The organism is Nocardia sputorum (assembly GCF_027924405.1).
Taxonomy (GTDB): Bacteria; Actinomycetota; Actinomycetes; order Mycobacteriales; family Mycobacteriaceae; genus Nocardia; species Nocardia sputorum.
The window spans coordinates 2,254,053-2,269,597 of record NZ_AP026978.1 but is presented as its reverse complement, the minus strand read 5'-3'; the positions used below and the strand labels follow the sequence as shown (position 1 = coordinate 2,269,597).

Annotated in this window: 14 protein-coding genes; 6 read left to right on the top strand and 8 right to left on the bottom strand. The window is 68.7% G+C overall.

Annotation, left to right across the window (positions count from 1 at the left end; all coding sequences use genetic code 11):
- Nucleotides 1-4: 4 nt before the first annotated feature.
- The 3 genes from moxR1 to QMG86_RS10550 all read right to left on the bottom strand — a co-directional run bounded on the left by moxR1 (nt 5) and on the right by QMG86_RS10550 (nt 3,756).
- Complete coding sequence (gene moxR1, locus QMG86_RS10560) at nt 5-1,183, bottom strand: chaperone MoxR1 (protein WP_281879182.1); 1,179 nt, start codon at nt 1,181-1,183, stop codon at nt 5-7.
- A gap of 135 nt (nt 1,184-1,318) precedes the next feature.
- On the bottom strand, nt 1,319-2,737 hold the full coding sequence (locus tag QMG86_RS10555; RefSeq protein ID WP_281879181.1) for an NlpC/P60 family protein: 1,419 nt from the start codon (nt 2,735-2,737) through the stop codon (nt 1,319-1,321).
- Between the two features lie 425 nt (nt 2,738-3,162).
- Complete coding sequence (locus QMG86_RS10550; protein WP_281879180.1) at nt 3,163-3,756, bottom strand: Rv1476 family membrane protein; 594 nt, start codon at nt 3,754-3,756, stop codon at nt 3,163-3,165.
- A gap of 287 nt (nt 3,757-4,043) precedes the next feature.
- On the opposite strand from QMG86_RS10550, the gene QMG86_RS10545 reads away from it, so the two are divergent.
- Nucleotides 4,044-6,863 carry an aconitate hydratase gene (locus tag QMG86_RS10545; RefSeq protein ID WP_281879179.1) on the top strand — a complete coding sequence of 940 codons (2,820 nt, stop codon included), beginning with the start codon at nt 4,044-4,046 and terminating at the stop codon, nt 6,861-6,863.
- A gap of 112 nt (nt 6,864-6,975) precedes the next feature.
- Nucleotides 6,976-7,542: a TetR/AcrR family transcriptional regulator gene (locus QMG86_RS10540; protein WP_067801764.1), complete on the top strand. Its 567-nt coding sequence runs from the start codon at nt 6,976-6,978 to the stop codon at nt 7,540-7,542.
- Between the two features lie 42 nt (nt 7,543-7,584).
- Here QMG86_RS10540 and QMG86_RS10535 read toward each other — a convergent pair whose 3' ends face one another.
- Together QMG86_RS10535 and QMG86_RS10530 are read right to left on the bottom strand one after the other, a co-directional pair.
- Nucleotides 7,585-8,379 (bottom strand): hypothetical protein, encoded by a 795-nt coding sequence (locus tag QMG86_RS10535; protein WP_281879178.1) that lies wholly within the window; start codon nt 8,377-8,379, stop codon nt 7,585-7,587.
- 160 nt (nt 8,380-8,539) lie between these two features.
- The gene (locus QMG86_RS10530) at nt 8,540-9,046 is read right to left on the bottom strand and encodes a MarR family winged helix-turn-helix transcriptional regulator (protein WP_281879177.1); all 507 of its coding nucleotides are present in this window, start codon (nt 9,044-9,046) and stop codon (nt 8,540-8,542) included.
- Between the two features lie 70 nt (nt 9,047-9,116).
- On the opposite strand from QMG86_RS10530, the gene QMG86_RS10525 reads away from it, so the two are divergent.
- From QMG86_RS10525 to QMG86_RS10515, 3 genes are all read left to right on the top strand, one after another.
- Entirely contained in the window at nt 9,117-9,620 is a 504-nt protein-coding gene (locus tag QMG86_RS10525) for a cupin domain-containing protein (protein WP_434085571.1), read from the top strand.
- Nucleotides 9,621-10,005: 385 nt separating this feature from the next.
- The gene (locus QMG86_RS10520) at nt 10,006-10,461 is read left to right on the top strand and encodes a hypothetical protein (protein WP_281879175.1); all 456 of its coding nucleotides are present in this window, start codon (nt 10,006-10,008) and stop codon (nt 10,459-10,461) included.
- 44 nt (nt 10,462-10,505) lie between these two features.
- Nucleotides 10,506-11,435, top strand: a complete 930-nt coding sequence (locus tag QMG86_RS10515; protein WP_281879174.1) for an MvdC/MvdD family ATP grasp protein — start codon at nt 10,506-10,508, stop codon at nt 11,433-11,435.
- Nucleotides 11,436-11,757: 322 nt separating this feature from the next.
- Here the strand turns inward: QMG86_RS10515 and QMG86_RS10510 are convergent, their stop codons facing one another.
- Together QMG86_RS10510 and QMG86_RS10505 are read right to left on the bottom strand one after the other, a co-directional pair.
- Nucleotides 11,758-11,988, bottom strand: a complete 231-nt coding sequence (locus tag QMG86_RS10510; RefSeq protein WP_040867425.1) for a helix-turn-helix domain-containing protein — start codon at nt 11,986-11,988, stop codon at nt 11,758-11,760.
- An 81-nt stretch (nt 11,989-12,069) separates the two neighbouring features.
- Nucleotides 12,070-13,701, bottom strand: a complete 1,632-nt coding sequence (locus QMG86_RS10505; protein ID WP_281879173.1) for an ABC-F family ATP-binding cassette domain-containing protein — start codon at nt 13,699-13,701, stop codon at nt 12,070-12,072.
- A 167-nt stretch (nt 13,702-13,868) separates the two neighbouring features.
- Between QMG86_RS10505 and QMG86_RS10500 the strand changes: the two genes are divergently transcribed.
- Nucleotides 13,869-14,633 (top strand): SDR family oxidoreductase, encoded by a 765-nt coding sequence (locus QMG86_RS10500; protein ID WP_281879172.1) that lies wholly within the window; start codon nt 13,869-13,871, stop codon nt 14,631-14,633.
- Between the two features lie 15 nt (nt 14,634-14,648).
- Here the strand turns inward: QMG86_RS10500 and QMG86_RS10495 are convergent, their stop codons facing one another.
- Nucleotides 14,649-15,455, bottom strand: coding sequence for a hypothetical protein (locus tag QMG86_RS10495; protein ID WP_281879171.1), 807 nt, complete (start codon nt 15,453-15,455; stop codon nt 14,649-14,651).
- Between the last annotated feature and the right edge of the window lie 90 nt (nt 15,456-15,545).

The following is a 15,545-nucleotide window of genomic DNA, read 5'->3' as shown; positions in this document are numbered from 1 at the left end:
GAGGTCACTTCGGCGGGAGGGTGCCCGCGGGCTGCGACTGCTGCCCGTTAGGCGGCTGGGGAACGGCCTGCTGTTGCGGCGGCTGCGGAACCTGCTGCGGCGCGCCCTGCGCCGGGGCGGCGGGCACGCCGGGCGCGACGGCCTGCGGGGCGACCTGGGGCAGCCCGACGGTCTGCAGAACGCGCTTGATGACGTCCTCCGGGCTGATCTCGTCGGCGAGCGCGTCGTAGGACAGCACCAGACGGTGGCGCAGCACGTCCGGGATCACCTCGACGACGTCCTGCGGCACCACGTAGTCGCGGCCGCGGATCAGCGCGACCGCACGGGCCGCGGCGATGATGCCCAGGCTGGCGCGCGGCGAGGCGCCGTAGGAGATCCAGCTGGCCACGTCCTGCATCCCGAACTCGGCCGGTTTGCGGGTCGCCGCGATCACCCGGACCACGTAGTCGACGAGGGCGTGGTGCACGAAGGTGTTGGCCGCGACCTTCTGCAGGCGGATCAGATCCTCCGGCTGCAGGATACGGCTCGCCTCCGGCGGGGTGACGCCCATCCGGTAGATGATCTCGCGCTCCTCCTCCACCGAGGGGTAGTCGACGACGACCTTGAACAGGAAGCGGTCGCGCTGCGCCTCGGGCAGCGGGTACACGCCCTCGCTCTCGATCGGGTTCTGCGTCGCCATCACCAGGAACGGGTCCGGCATCGGGTAGGTCTTGCCGCCGATCGACACGTGCCGTTCGGCCATCACCTCGAGCAGCGCCGACTGCACCTTGGCGGGCGCGCGGTTGATCTCGTCGGCGAGCACGAAGTTCGCGACGACCGGACCGAGCTCGGTGTCGAACTCCTCGCGGCCCTGCCGGTAGATGCGGGTACCGATCAGGTCGGTGGGCACCAGGTCGGGCGTGAACTGCACGCGGGCGAACGAGCCGCCGACCACCTTGGCGAAGGTCTCCACGGCGAGGGTCTTCGCGATGCCGGGAACGCCTTCCAGCAGGACGTGACCACGCGCGAGCACGCCGACGAGCAGTCGTTCGACCAGGCGATCCTGGCCCACGATCACCCGCTTGACCTCGTAGATCGCCTTCTCCAGGGTCTGGACGTCACGCTCGAGGGTGCTGGGCGTCGAGACCGGCGTATCCTTCGCCGAGTTCGCTCCGCTCACACCGTCCGTCGAAGTCACCAACATCCCCGCTTTCGCCTTGGTCCTGTGCGTGCTGCCACAACTATTCCAGGTAATCACGGCCGATGCCGCAACCGGACCCGACAGAATGGGAATTCGACGGTCCGGAGCCCCCGGCTCGACACCCGGAATGTCCGCCGATCAGTCGACGATGCGCACCGCGAACGGCATGATGCCGCCCTCACGGACCGGGGACACCTTGACCACGTCGCCGCTTTCCGGCGCCTCGACCATCTGCCCGTCGCCCAGATACAACGCCACGTGCTGGCTGCCGTTCGGTCCCCAGAACAGCATGTCGCCGCGCTCACGGTCGCCGACCGGCACGCGCGTGCCCGCGTTGTACTGGTAGCCGCTGTAGTGCGGCAGCGCGACTCCGATGCCCGCGAACGCGTAGACCATCAGGCCGGAGCAGTCGAAGCCGACTTTGCTGTAGTCGCCGTGGCTGTCGGCGACGCCGCCGTCGCGGATGCCGAGGGTCGGACCGTCTTCGTCGCCGCCGCCCCAGGCATAGGTGACGCCCAGCTGTGACATGGCCCGATCGACCACGATCTCGATTGCCGACGAGCCCCCGACCGGGGGCGATTTCGGTCGCGGCGCGCTGCGGCGCGGCGGCGGCGCGTCCTCCAGCTGGGTGTGCGGGCGTTTGCCGGTGCCCAGTTCGGCGGCGCGGTCGAGCGCGGCGCGGTCGGCGGCCGCGCGGGCAGCGGCCGCGGCGGCAGCGGCCCGCACCGCGGCCTCCTCCGCCTTGCGCATCGCGTCCCAGGCCAGGAACGCGTCGCGCTGGCCCTGCAGACCCGCCACGTTCTGCCGCGCCTGATCGAGCCGGCCCTGCGCGTCCTGGCGTCGTCGCAGCAGGTCGTCGCGCTGGGCGGCCTGCCGGTCGAGTTCGGCCTTGGCCGCGGCGACGGCATGCTCGGCGTCGGTCTTGCGCGCGGCGGCCGTGGCGGCGGCCGCGTCGGCGTCCGCCTTCGCCCGCCGGGCGGTGGAGTTCTTGTTGCCCTGATCGATCTGGGCGCGCCGCAGGCCGTCCAGCACCTGCTGACGGTTCTTGGAGACCAGATCGAGCAGCTGGGCCCGATCCAGCGCGACCGCAGGGGTGGCCGCCGCGAGGTAGGTGACCATGGAGTCGGAGCCAGGGCGGGTGTAGACCTGGGTGGCGAACTCGTCGAAATCGCGGCGCGCCTGGCCCACCCGGACCGCGGCGTCGGCCAGGGCCAGCTGGGTGTCGACCACCACGACAGCGGCCGCGTCGGCGGCGTCGCGCGCGGTCTGCAGGTCCACCAGCGCCTTGTTGACGTCTTCCCGGCGCTGCGCGACGGCCTCGTCGAGCCGCCCCAGCTCATGGTCGGCCACGGCGACCTGGTTGATCAGGGTGCCGATCTCGGCGACCCCGGCGTCGACCTGCGCGCCCGCCTGCGCGATCTGCGCGTCGCTGGGATTCGGCGGAGGAGGGGGCACAGCAGCGACCGGCCCGGTCGTGACCACTACGGCGACCAAGCTCAGCAATCCCACAGCGATCGATAGTCGGCGCCGATGGGTCAGCCCGCCGATGTTGCGCATCACACCTCCAAGGGACCGGATTCCGGCAATCCTCTACGGCATCAGGCGAACCATCACGCACTGTGGTCGACAGATGGCCTCTGGAAACACATATTCCCCATCAGGAACCATTCGAACCGTATGACACTTACGTCACCGACGAAACGGCATCAAGCAGGTGGACGCGCGCAATTCTTCGTTTGCTTGAAATTTGCTACATTGAGCACCGGCTTCCCGGCCGCATAAGAGACCAACCGCCCCGGAAGTTAGCTACGTAGATACCATCGGCCCGTTCACCCCCCAGGTGGGGTCCCGTGCGTCTTCGCATCCAGCGAAGGCGCGTTCCCGTCCCACCAGCGCCGGGTACGCGGCGCCGCTACGGCAACCGCGCTGCCTCGAGAATCGAATCGGCCGGGAGCGACGTACAGAAGTGGCGTCGCGCGATCTCAGAGAGTGCGGGCGTCGGACGATTCGCCGTCCGGGGCACGCCGATCACTCCCCGTACGCAACGCACCCGTGCCGTCCCCCGCCCGCCGGGTTTTGACCCAGTACAACCCGGCGATGACCGCCACGGTCCCGCCCAGCAGCGCGCAGGTGATCGCGGTCCAGGACATCGTCTCCGGCGTCTCCAAGCGGGCCGCGAAGATGCTCGCGGCCTCTCCGCTCCGGCCCTGTGTGCCCTTGGCGGCGTCCTCCGCCCATTCCAGCCGCACGCGGCTGATCGAGTCGCTGTAGGTGCCGACCCAGTCGTCGCTGAAGACGACCACGGTGCCGTGCTGCGTCTTGCCCACCTCGGTGGCCAGGTCCCGTAGGCTCGAGTCGTGTCCTGGATTGCCGGGGACGACCACGATGCTCAACGGAATTCCCTGCGAGCGCGCCTCCGCGGCGATGGCCGCCAGTTCCGCTTTGTTCTTCCCGGTCAGCGTCGCGACGTGATCGTCGGCCAGATCGGCGTTGAGCGAGCGCACGGTGTCGGTGGTGACATTCGGTGGCAATTCGGCGGCCATGGGGGTGAAAACCGAGTTGAGCGGGGCGGTCATCTTCCATCCGGTCTGTCGAGCCGCATCGGCAACCGAAGCGACGGGCATCCAACACTGCAGGGCGAGCAAGACCCCCCTTGCTGGCTCGAAAGCACAGTACGCGACGGAGTGTCGCATCCCGCGCGCACGGCACGCCGAACCGGCCCCCTGGCGTTTCACAGGACAAGCGTACTGTTAAGGTCGTAGGCGCGAGGAACCGGCGCTCGAGCGGCGCCGGAGCACCTCCGAAGACTCGGCCGCCGGCACAGCCCCGCCGGTGGCCGCCCTCACAGACGAGTGGAGCTGACGTGACGACAAGTATCGATACTTTCGGCGCCAAGGGCACCCTCGAGGTGGGAAGCAACTCCTACGAGATCTTCCGCCTCAACGCCGTGCCCGGCACCGAGAAACTCCCGTACGCACTGAAGGTCCTCGCGGAGAACCTCCTCCGCACCGAGGACGGCGCCAACATCACCGCCGATCACATTCGCGCCATCGCGAGCTGGGATCCCTCGGCGCAGCCGAACACCGAGATCCAGTTCACGCCCGCCCGCGTCATCATGCAGGACTTCACCGGCGTGCCGTGCATCGTCGACCTGGCCACGATGCGCGAGGCCGTGGCCACCCTGGGCGGCGACCCGGACAAGGTGAACCCGCTCGCTCCCGCCGAGATGGTCATCGACCACTCCGTCATCATCGACGTCTTCGGCCGCGCCGACGCCTTCGAGCGCAACGTCGACATCGAGTACCAGCGCAACGGCGAGCGTTACCAGTTCCTGCGCTGGGGCCAGACCGCGTTCGACGACTTCAAGGTCGTCCCGCCGAGCACCGGCATCGTGCACCAGGTCAACATCGAGCACCTGGCCCGCGTCGTCATGGTCCGCAACGGCCAGGCCTACCCCGACACCTGCGTCGGCACCGACTCGCACACCACCATGGTCAACGGCCTCGGCGTCCTCGGCTGGGGCGTGGGCGGCATCGAGGCCGAGGCGGCCATGCTGGGCCAGCCCGTCTCGATGCTGATCCCGCGCGTCGTCGGCTTCAAGCTGACCGGCGAGATCCAGCCGGGCGTGACCGCGACCGACGTGGTGCTCACCGTCACCGACATGCTGCGCAAGCACGGCGTGGTCGGCAAGTTCGTCGAGTTCTACGGCAAGGGCGTGGCCGAGGTGCCGCTGGCCAACCGCGCCACCCTGGGCAACATGAGCCCCGAATTCGGTTCCACCGCGGCGATTTTCCCCATCGACGACGTGACCGTCGACTACCTGCGCCTGACCGGCCGCTCCGACGAGCAGGTCGCGCTGGTCGAGGCGTACGCCAAGGAGCAGGGCCTCTGGCACGATCCCGACACCGAGCCCGCCTACTCCGAGTACCTCGAGCTGGACCTGAGCACCGTGGTGCCGTCCATCGCGGGCCCGAAGCGCCCGCAGGACCGGATCCTGTTGTCTGAGTCGAAGATCGCGTTCCGCAAGGACATCCACAACTACACCAACGACGCGGAGAGCGGCCCCGCCGCCGACACCCCGCACAGCAAGCTGGACGAGGCCGTCGAGGAATCCTTCCCGGCGAGCGACCCGGCGGTGCTGTCGTTCGCCGACGACGGCGCCGAGCCGCTGGTGTCGGCCGCCAACGGCGCCGAGGGCCGTCCGTCCAAGCCGGTGACGGTGCGCAGCGAGGAGTACGGCGACTTCGTGCTCGACCACGGCGCCGTCGTGGTCGCCTCGATCACTTCCTGCACCAACACCTCCAACCCGTCGGTCATGATCGGCGCGGCCCTGCTCGCCCGCAACGCGGTGGAGAAGGGCTTGGCCCGCAAGCCGTGGGTGAAGACGTCCATGGCGCCGGGTTCGCAGGTCGTCAACGGCTACTACGAGAAGGCCGGCCTGTGGCCGTACCTGGACAAGCTGGGCTTCAACCTGGTCGCGTTCGGTTGCGCCACCTGCATCGGCAACACCGGCCCGCTGCCGGAGGAGATCTCCAAGGCGGTCAACGACAACGACCTCACCGTCACCGCGGTGCTGTCGGGCAACCGTAACTTCGAAGGCCGTATCTCCCCCGACGTGAAGATGAACTACCTGGCCTCCCCGCCGCTGGTCATCGCCTACGCGCTCGCGGGAACCATGGACTTCGACTTCGAGAACGACCCGCTGGGCAAGGACACCGAGGGCAACGACGTCTTCCTGAAGGACATCTGGCCCTCGCCGCAGGAGATCCAGGACACCATCGACCGGGTCATCAGCCGCGACATGTTCCTCGAGGACTACAAGGACGTGTTCCGGGGCGACGAGCGCTGGCGCAGCCTGCCCACGCCGGAGGGCAAGACCTTCGAGTGGGACGCCGAGTCGACCTACGTGCGCAAGCCTCCGTACTTCGAGGGCATGCCGCAGACCCCGGAGCCGGTCACCGACATCAAGGGCGCCCGGGTGCTCGCGCTGCTCGGCGACTCGGTCACCACCGACCACATCTCCCCGGCGGGCAACATCAAGCCCGGCACCCCGGCCGCCCAGTACCTGGAGGCCAACGGCGTAGAGCGCAAGGACTACAACTCCTACGGCTCGCGCCGCGGCAACCACGAGGTGATGATCCGCGGCACCTTCGCCAACATCCGGCTGCGCAACCAGCTGCTCGACGACGTCTCGGGTGGTTACACCCGCGACTTCACCCAGCCCGGTGGCCCGCAGGCGTTCATCTACGACGCCTCGCAGAACTACCAGGCCGCGGGGATTCCGCTGGTCGTGCTCGGTGGCAAGGAGTACGGCTCGGGCTCCTCGCGCGACTGGGCCGCCAAGGGCACCAGCCTGCTGGGCGTGAAGGCCGTCATCACCGAGTCGTTCGAGCGCATCCACCGCTCCAACCTCATCGGCATGGGCGTCATCCCGCTGCAGTTCCCGGCGGGCGAGTCGGCCGCGTCGCTGAAGCTGGACGGCACCGAGACCTTCGACATCGAGGGCATCACCCAGCTGAACGAGGGTGTCACCCCGAAGACGCTGAAGGTCACCGCCACCAAGGAGAACGGTGACAAGATCACCTTCGACGCGGTGGTGCGGATCGACACCCCCGGTGAGGCCGACTACTACCGCAACGGCGGCATCCTGCAGTACGTGCTGCGCAACATGATCGGTGCTTGATCGCGCCACTTCGGCGGCGCGGGTCCGCGCCTCCGAGGTCTAGTGTTCGCGAGAACCCCCGCATCGGTGGACCGCCGATGCGGGGGTCCGTGTTTCCCCGCTGGAGGATTCCGTGCCCAAGGTCAGTGACGATCACCTCGCCGCCCGGCGCAGCCAGATTCTCGATGGAGCACGCCGTTGCTTCGCCGAGTACGGCTACGACGGCGCAACCGTGCGCCGCCTCGAGGAGGAGATCGGGCTATCCAGGGGCGCCATTTTCCACCACTTCCGCGACAAGGACGCGCTGTTCTTCGCCCTCGCTCAGGAGGACGCCGAACGCATGGCCGACGTCGCGGCCAACCAGGGCATCGTGCAGGTGATGCGCGACATGCTCGCCCACCCGGAGCAGTTCAACTGGCTCGGTACGCGTTTGGAGATCGCGCGACGGCTGCGCACCGACCCCGAGTTCCGCGCGGGCTGGACCCAGCGTTCGGCCGAACTCACCGCCGCCACCCTGGCCCGCCTGGAACGCCGCAAGGCCGCGGGCGCGCTGCGCGACGACGTGCCCACCGACGTTCTGCTCGGTTACCTGGACCTGGTCCTCGACGGACTCATCGCCCGGATCGCCTCCGGGCACACCAACGAGAACCTCTCGGCGGTGCTGGATTTGGTCGAGGCGTCGGTCCGTCGCAAGCAATGAGCGCTGCCCCGCCGCCGCGGGTCCTCGGGTGGCGGAAGGTGCTCAGTACGTCGTATTGATGTACTCGGCGGCGTGCGTGGTCCACGGGACGTTCGTCCCGGGCATGTGCTGATGGTTGTAGAGGACGTGCTGGCCGTAGGGCCACGGGGTGAGGTAGCCGACGACGCCGCGGACCGCCGCGGTGTAGCGGTCGAGGTTGCCGATCGGGTCGCGCAGCAGGATCTCCAGCAGTTCGGCGAAGATCAGCGGCGCGATGTCGCCGATGCGGGCGCCCTCCACGAAGGAGAACGGCGAGATGCCCACGTCGATGACGCGCAACGGCGAATTGCCCGGTGACGCGGTGATGATGTCGCCCGGATTGGCGTACTCGCGCACCGCGACCGAGGCGGGCCACGCGCCGCGCTGCCCGTGCAGGCCGAACGTATTCGCCGGGCAGAGATTCGCCACCGACTGCCCGGCGCGGCGCAGGGGGTTGGCGATGTTCACCACGAAGGCGATTTCCAGCGGCGTGCCGTCGGTGTTCTTGTACTTCCCGGACTGGACACCCTCCAGGATGCGGCTGGCGCAGATGCCGCCGAGCGAATAGCTCAGCAGGCCGCAGACGTTCGGCGAGTCCTGGATCGCCTTCACCCCGGCGGCGACTCCGAGCCGTACCGAGGTCTCCAGCGAAGGTCCCCACGCCTCCGGGACGGGGCCGACAGAAGCGGGCCAATCCGGTTCGAAGCAGCTGAATCTGCTGGTGTCGAGCAGTTTCGTGACGTCGTGCAGCATGCCCGCGGGCGTTCCGCCGGAGTTGCGCGGCTCGCCGGTGCCGCGGAGCGTGATGATGTCGATCATCGTGTCCTCCTTGCACAACCGCGCCGACCCCTTCGGCACGGAATCCCAAGGTAGACCCCCCGCGGCGCGTTGACACGAGTATCGGGCTACCTCATCGAGGCACGAGTTCTCCCATGTAGAGCGCGATTCAGTGCGGAGACGGGTGCGTGAGCTATCGCGATTACGCGCCCGGTTCCATGCTGCTGAGCAGGATTCGCGCGATTCGGTCCAGTTCCCGGCGTTCGCTCGCGGTGAGCACCGACAGCAGCCGGGTCTCGTTCGCGGTGTGCTCGGTGACCACGGTGTCGACCAGTTCGCGCCCCGGTTCGGTCAGGGCGACGCGCACCGCCCGGCGGTCGTGCGCGTCGGCCACGCGCCGCACCAGCCCCGCCGACTCCAGGCGATCCAGCCGTCCGGTCATGCCCGCACGTGACAGCATCAACGTGTCGGCGAGGGCCGAGGGGTTGAGTTCGAACGGCTCGCCCGAACGGCGCAGCGCGGCAAGCACATCGAACTCGCCGCGTTGCAGGCCGTGCTTGCCGAACACCGCCTCGATCTCCCGCTGGGCCACCACCAGCAGCCGGCCCAGCCGTCCGACCACGGCCATCGCCTCGAGATCGAGATCGGGGCGTTCCCGTTCCCACTGCGCCACGATCGCGTCCACGGCGTCCGTCTTCCGCTCGGTCATGGACAAGATTCTATTCGGTGAGATATAGTTCGGTATCGAATTATCAGCGGACGAACTAATGGAGACCTCGATGCACACCCCCACTGCTCGCAAGGACGTCGCGATCCGCCAGCCGCAGGACGCGGAGACCCTGCGCACCACATCGGTCACCCTGCGCCTGCTGATCGACGCCGAGGAGGCGGGCGGCGGCCTGAGCACACTCGAGGTCAGCATGGATCGCGGCGCGGACGGGGCGGCGCCGCATTACCACACGCGTTCCGACGAGCTTTTCTACGTCGCCGAGGGGGAACTGCAACTGCTGGCCGGTGACCGCATCGTCACCGTCGGCGCGGGCGGGTCGATCGTTGTCCCGAAATTCATGCCGCATGCCTTCGGCGCCGCGCCCGACAGCACGGCGCGCATCCTCATCGCGCTCACCCCGGGCGTGCAGCGATTCGAGTACTTCCGGCTGCTGGAGCGGATCGCCGCGGGAGAATCCACGATGACCGAACTCGCCGCCGCGCAGGAAGAGTTCGACAACCACTTCATCGACGCTCCCGCCTGGTGGGCGGAGCGCAACGCGAACCGGGGCTGACTTCCAGCGAAGCTCGGAACCGCGGACACACAACCGGATTCGGGCAAGCCGATCAGACGCGACGCAGATCGGGGCGGAGGATATACGATGCCGTGCGCACCCGGCCGCCATGACCCCACCGAGCTGCGCGAATGTACAGATGCACAGCCGCCAATATCGGGCTATGGACACCGTCCGTGCACCGCGTGCGAATAGCTCCTTGATTGCGCTGGAGGTATTTCCAGCCTACCGGAAATCTTTCGGCCCTCGCCGCTTTTGGATCGGAATTCGGTTTGCCACGGGCCGGGAAATCTCGCGATCCGAGCCGGTAGCGCCCCTCGCCGCGATATGATCGCTCACACGCTTGGGGGTCGTGGCAAATCGTGAGCAGATCGGAGAAACGGCTATGACCGACGCAATCCACCCTCCCGGTACGACGCCGAAGGCTGACCGCGTTCCTCCGCTCCAGGGCTTGCTGGTCGCGGAATCCGACCGGCAGATCAGCGTGCGCGTCGCCGAGGGAACGTGGACCTTCAGTCGGTCCGATGTCCTGCGCGTGATCGATTCCGCGGCGCCGCACGCCGATCAGGACGGCCGCCCGGTGCTGGTGGACATCCGGGCGGGCGCCACCGCCGATTTCACCCGCAGGCTGCGCATCGATCTGGTCGATCGGCCGATGACCATCCCGGAGTCACCGTCGGAGGCGCTCGGCGACGAGCAGCTGCGTCAGCTCACCGAAACCTGGGCCGACCGGCTGCAACTCGTCGATTCTCCGGGCGCGGGCGGGGCGACGTTCACCTACTGCCAGACCAAGACGATCAACGGCAGCGACGACGGCATCAACTGCGACAGCCTCGACTGAGCGGCAGGCCGATGGCCGCACGCCGGCGCGGTTCGGTCCTGATCGTGTCCGAATCCGATGATCTACACGCCACCGCGATGGCGGCGACCCTGCGAGAACACCACGGGCTCGGCCCGATCCACCTCGACCTGCGTGATTTCCCCCGGGAGTCCGGCAGCTTCCGGCTGGACCGGCTCGGCACCACGCGGTCGCTGTCGCACCTGATCGGCCTCGACGACGTCCGGTCGGTGTGGTGGCGGCGCCCGCACCCCGCGCGGGTACCCGCGAGTGTCCGCTCCTCGGACAACGATTTTCGCCAAGCCGAGTGCGACGGATTCATCCAGGGCCTGCTCTGGTCCATCCCGGCTTACTGGGTCAACGACCCGGGCGCCGACCGCACCGCGGGACGCAAGATCGTGCAACTGGAGACGGCGTTGCGGGCCGGGTTCGCGGTGCCGGAGACTCTGATCACCAATGATCCGGACGAGGCGCGCAGCTTCGTCGAATCCCGTCCCGGCCCGGTCGTTTACAAGCGCACCGGCACCAGCCGAGCGGAGTTCGCCGAGACCAGGATCATCTCCAGGGACGATTTCGGCAGGCTGGCCGCGATCCGTTCGGCGCCGACCACCTTCCAGGACTACGTCGACGCCACCTGCGATCTACGCGTGGTCTGGGTCGACGGCGTCGAATGGACCGTGCGCATCGACTCGCAGGCGGGCGTCGGGAAGGTCGACTCCCGCCTGGACACGTCGGTCGATTTCGTGCCCGGCCAGCTGCCCGCCTCGGTGAGCAAGTCGCTGGCCACCCTGATGGGCGCGCTCGGATTGTCCTTCGGCGTCCTCGACATTCGGCTCGGCCGCGACGGCGAGTACTACTTCTTGGAGGTCAACCCGCAGGGCCAGTTCGCCTACCTGGAGATCAAAACCGGACTGCCGATCTTTCGCAGCCTGGCCAACCTGCTGGTGGACGGTGACGGCATGGTGGCGGGCTACTGAGCACAACCGCCATCCCGCGCCGTCGGCAGCGGAAACCCCGGTAGGCGAGATTCATTCATCGCGTCGAGGCAGGACTCCCGCGCTGCCCCGGCACGCGCCGACACGGTCACCGGCTTACCCGGTTGCCCTTCAGGCGAACAACGCCGACGGCAAGTCCGCGCCGACCCGCCGGGCGGCTGCCTCGGCGGTTCCTAGGGGAACGGACGGCGGAACCATCATCCGCGACAGCGGGCTCCGCACCGCGAGGCCCCTTCCGCCGGCCACGTGTACGGCACCGTGCGACGGGTTCCTCGCGGCGCGAATTCCGCGCGCCGTGGCGGTGCTATTGACCCTTGCGGCGATTGGCTCCGCCCCGGCTGCGGAGCTGCACATGCGACTCCACGAGCACGTTGTGGATGAAGCCGTAGGAGCGGCCGGTGGACCGCGCCAATGACCGGATGCTCGCACCCGCCTCGTATTGTTTCTTCAGCTGGGTCTGTAGGCGGTCGCGTGACTTCCCGGTGACGCGTGTGCCCTTACCCAATGTGGCCTTGCTTTGTGGCCTGTCGCTCATGGCTTCCTCCGAGTCGCCGAGCAGCGTCTTTCCAGGCTAAGCACTCAGCAGGCCGTGATCAACGGGTTCCTGTGATGAAACTCACGCGAGCTGAATAAGTTCCAGGTATTCGGCCGACCAATGGTCTTCTGTCCCGTCCGGAAGCAGGATCACGCGTTCCGGAGACAGCGCCTCCGCTGCGCCGGGGTCGTGGGTTACCAGCACCACCGCGCCCGCGTAGGTGCGCAGGGCGTCGAGCACCTGCTCCCGCGACACCGGGTCGAGGTTGTTCGTCGGCTCGTCGAGCAGCAGCACGTTCGCCGCCGAGGAGACCAATCCGGCGAGTGCGAGCCTGGTCTTCTCACCACCCGACAGGGTGCCCGCCGGCTGCTCGAGTTGCGGACCGGAGAACATGAAAGCGCCGAGCAGGCCGCGCAGATCCTGCTCGCCCGCGTCCGGCGCGGCGTGGCGGATGTTCTCCCACACGGTGGCGTTGTCGTCCAGGGTGTCGTGCTCCTGGGCGAAGTAGCCGATCTTCAGGCCGTGCCCCGGCACCAGCCCGCCCGCCGTCGGCTGCTCGACGCCGGCCAGCAGGCGCAGCAGCGTCGTCTTGCCCGCACCGTTGAGTCCGAGGACGACCACCCGGCTGCCGCGATCGATCGCGAGGTCGACGCCGGTGAAGATCTCCAGCGAGCCGTAGACCTTGGTCAGGTTCTCGGCCATCAGGGGGCTCTTGCCGCAGGCAGCGGGCTCGGGGAACTTGATCCGGGCGACTTTGTCGGCCACGCGCACGTCGTCGAGCTCCGCCAGCAGGCGATCGGCGCGCTTGGCCATGTTCTGCGCCGCAGTCGCTTTGGTGGCCTTCGCGCCGAGCTTGGCCGCTTGGGCGCGCAGCGCACTGGCCTTCTTCTCGGCGTTCGCGCGTTCGCGGCGCCTGCGCTGCTCATCGGTCGCGCGCGCGTCGAGGTACTTCTTCCAGCCCATGTTGTAGACGTCGGCCTCGCCGCGCACCGCGTCCAGGAACCACACCTTGTTCACCACGTCGGCGAGCAGGTCGACGTCGTGGCTGATGACGATCAGTCCGCCGTCGTGGTTCTGCAGGAAGCCGCGCAGCCAGGTGATCGAGTCGGCGTCGAGATGGTTGGTCGGCTCGTCCAGCAACAGGATGGTGTCGGAGCGCCCGCCGCTGCCGTCGGAAGCGGCGAACAGGATGCGCGCCAATTCGATTCGGCGCCGCTGGCCACCGGAGAGGGTGCGCAACGGCTGGCCGAGGACCCGGTCGGGCAGGCCGAGACTGTGGCAGATGCGCGCGGCCTCGCTCTCGGCGACGTAGCCGCCGAGTGCCGAGAAGCGCTCCTCGAGCCTGCCGTACTTGCGGACGGCCTTCTCGCGCTCCTTGTCGTCGGCCACCTCGGCCATCAGCGCCTGCTGCTTCTCCATCTCCCGGATCAGCGTGTCCAAGCCGCGGGCGGACAGCACCCGGTCGCGAGCCAGCACGTCCAGATTGCCCTCGCGCGGATCCTGCGGCAGGTAACCGATGTCGCTGGAGCGAAGGATCTTCCCGGCGTACGGCTCACCCTCACCGGCCAGGATGCGCAGCGTGGTGGTCTTCCCCGCGCCGTTGCGCCCGACCAGCCCGATCCGGTCGCCCGCCTGCACCCGCAGCGCCGGTCCCGGAGCGGACAGCAGGGTGCGGACTCCGGCCCGGACCTCCAGGTCGGTCGCGGTGATCACAAACTTCTCCTCGCGGATCGTGGTGCTGGACGCGTGCTCGATTGTGCGACCCGACGCGCACAAGAACCACCAATTTTACCTGGGACCAGTGGTGGTGCCCCATCCCAGCACCCCGCATGTGACGGCGGTAACGGCCCGTACGATCGCCTGCGCTAGCGTGCGATGCCATGAGTACCGATCTATTGGGCAAGAGCGCTCTGGTCACGGGGGCCAGCCGTGGCATCGGCAAGGCGGTCGCGGCGGAACTGCTCGGCCGCGGCGCGAACGTGCTGATCACCGCGCGGAAGAAGGATCCGCTGGAGGAGGCCGCCGCGGAGCTGCGCGAACTGGGTCACCAGGGCCAGGTCGTCGCCCTGGCCGGCAACTCGGGTGTCGCCGCGGATCGGGCGGCCGCGGTCGAGCGCGCGGTCACGGAGTTCGGTTCGCTGGACGTGCTGATCAACAACACCGGAATCAACCCGGTCTACGGCTCCCTGATGGACGCCGACCTGGACGCCGTGCGCAAGATCTTCGACGTGAACGTGGTCGCGGCTCTCGGCTACATCCAGGAGGCGTACCGGGCGTGGATGCGCGACCACGGCGGCGCCGTGGTCAACGTGGCCAGCGTGGCGGGCATCCGCTCGACCGGCGTGATCGCCGCCTACGGCGCGTCCAAGTCCGCGCTGATCCATCTCACCGGCGAACTCGCCTGGCAGCTGGGGCCGAAGATCCGGGTGAACGCCGTCGCCCCCGGCGTGATCAAGACCAAGTTCGCCGACGCGCTGTACTCGGCCGACGAGGAACGCGCCGCGAGCGTGTACCCGATGAAGCGGTTGGGCAGCCCGGAGGATGTGGCGCGCTTGATCGGATTCCTGGTTTCGGACGAGGCTGCGTGGATCACCGGCGAGACGGTGCGCGTGGACGGCGGATTGCTCTCCACCGGCGGTATCTGACCGGCGACAGCGCCGCTACCGGAACGCCAGCGCGCCGAGCGTGTCGGCGTGCCGGTAGCGCAGGTATTTCTCCACGGTTGGGGCGTCGACCGCGCCGGTGGCGGTCGCCAGCGTCACCACCACGAATTCCTTCTCGGTGCCGTCCTTCCACTTGCCGGTCGCATAGCCCTTGATGTACGTGCCGGGACGCAGGGTGAGGTCCGCGTCGGTGAACCGGTCTTTCGCCGCGGCCGCCTTGTCCTGGTCGGCCATGCCGAGGACGAACTGGGTGAGCATGAGCGCGCCGCCCTCGGCGCGATACACCAGCTCCGCCGCGTAGACGCAGCCGAGGCCGGTGAGCTTGCCCGCCGCTTCGATCGGATGGCAATCGGCGTGATCACGGCCGTCGACCCAGTCGGCGTGCAACTCGACGCGATCGAACCGGAAGTCCCAGTCTTTCGCGTATTCCGTGTAGCTCAGCCTGCCCGACGAAGGGCGCGTACCGCCCGGCGTGGGCCGCGCGGGTCGAGTGCTGGTGACGCCGCCCGCGCGGGTGGTCGCCTCGGCGGACGTGGCCGCGGCCTGTGCGTGCCCCGGCACCCGCGAATGCGCCGAGACGCCGATCCCGACCGCCACCAGCACGGCGACCACGCCGACCGCCAGCGCGACGATCACGCCGGTTCCGCGCCTGGGCGGCGGAGGCAGGGGCGGCGCCTCCCACGCCTGCATCGGGTACGCGCTCGGCGGGGACATGCTTCCCCAGTCCGGCGCGTGCCGCGCCTCGTCCGATTTCCCGTAATCCGCTCGGCCGCCGCCGAATCCGGAACCGGACGGGTAGGTCATCGCGGTCGCCCTCCACATTCCCGGCAGCCGTCCCACCCCGTGTGGGCCTCCCCGGAGCTGCCGGACCGACCCTACCGGATCGGGCTCGTC

Coding starts and splice junctions, on each gene's coding strand:
- QMG86_RS10495 (WP_281879171.1), bottom strand. CDS start 15,455: ATGACCTACCCGTCCGGTTCCGGATTCGGCGGCGGCCGAGCGGATTAC.
- QMG86_RS10520 (WP_281879175.1), top strand. CDS start 10,006: ATGACCGACGCAATCCACCCTCCCGGTACGACGCCGAAGGCTGACCGC.
- QMG86_RS10535 (WP_281879178.1), bottom strand. CDS start 8,379: ATGATCGACATCATCACGCTCCGCGGCACCGGCGAGCCGCGCAACTCC.
- QMG86_RS10525 (WP_434085571.1), top strand. CDS start 9,117: ATGCACACCCCCACTGCTCGCAAGGACGTCGCGATCCGCCAGCCGCAG.
- moxR1 (WP_281879182.1), bottom strand. CDS start 1,183: ATGTTGGTGACTTCGACGGACGGTGTGAGCGGAGCGAACTCGGCGAAG.
- QMG86_RS10500 (WP_281879172.1), top strand. CDS start 13,869: ATGAGTACCGATCTATTGGGCAAGAGCGCTCTGGTCACGGGGGCCAGC.
- QMG86_RS10530 (WP_281879177.1), bottom strand. CDS start 9,046: ATGACCGAGCGGAAGACGGACGCCGTGGACGCGATCGTGGCGCAGTGG.
- QMG86_RS10550 (WP_281879180.1), bottom strand. CDS start 3,756: ATGACCGCCCCGCTCAACTCGGTTTTCACCCCCATGGCCGCCGAATTG.
- QMG86_RS10510 (WP_040867425.1), bottom strand. CDS start 11,988: ATGAGCGACAGGCCACAAAGCAAGGCCACATTGGGTAAGGGCACACGC.
- QMG86_RS10555 (WP_281879181.1), bottom strand. CDS start 2,737: ATGCGCAACATCGGCGGGCTGACCCATCGGCGCCGACTATCGATCGCT.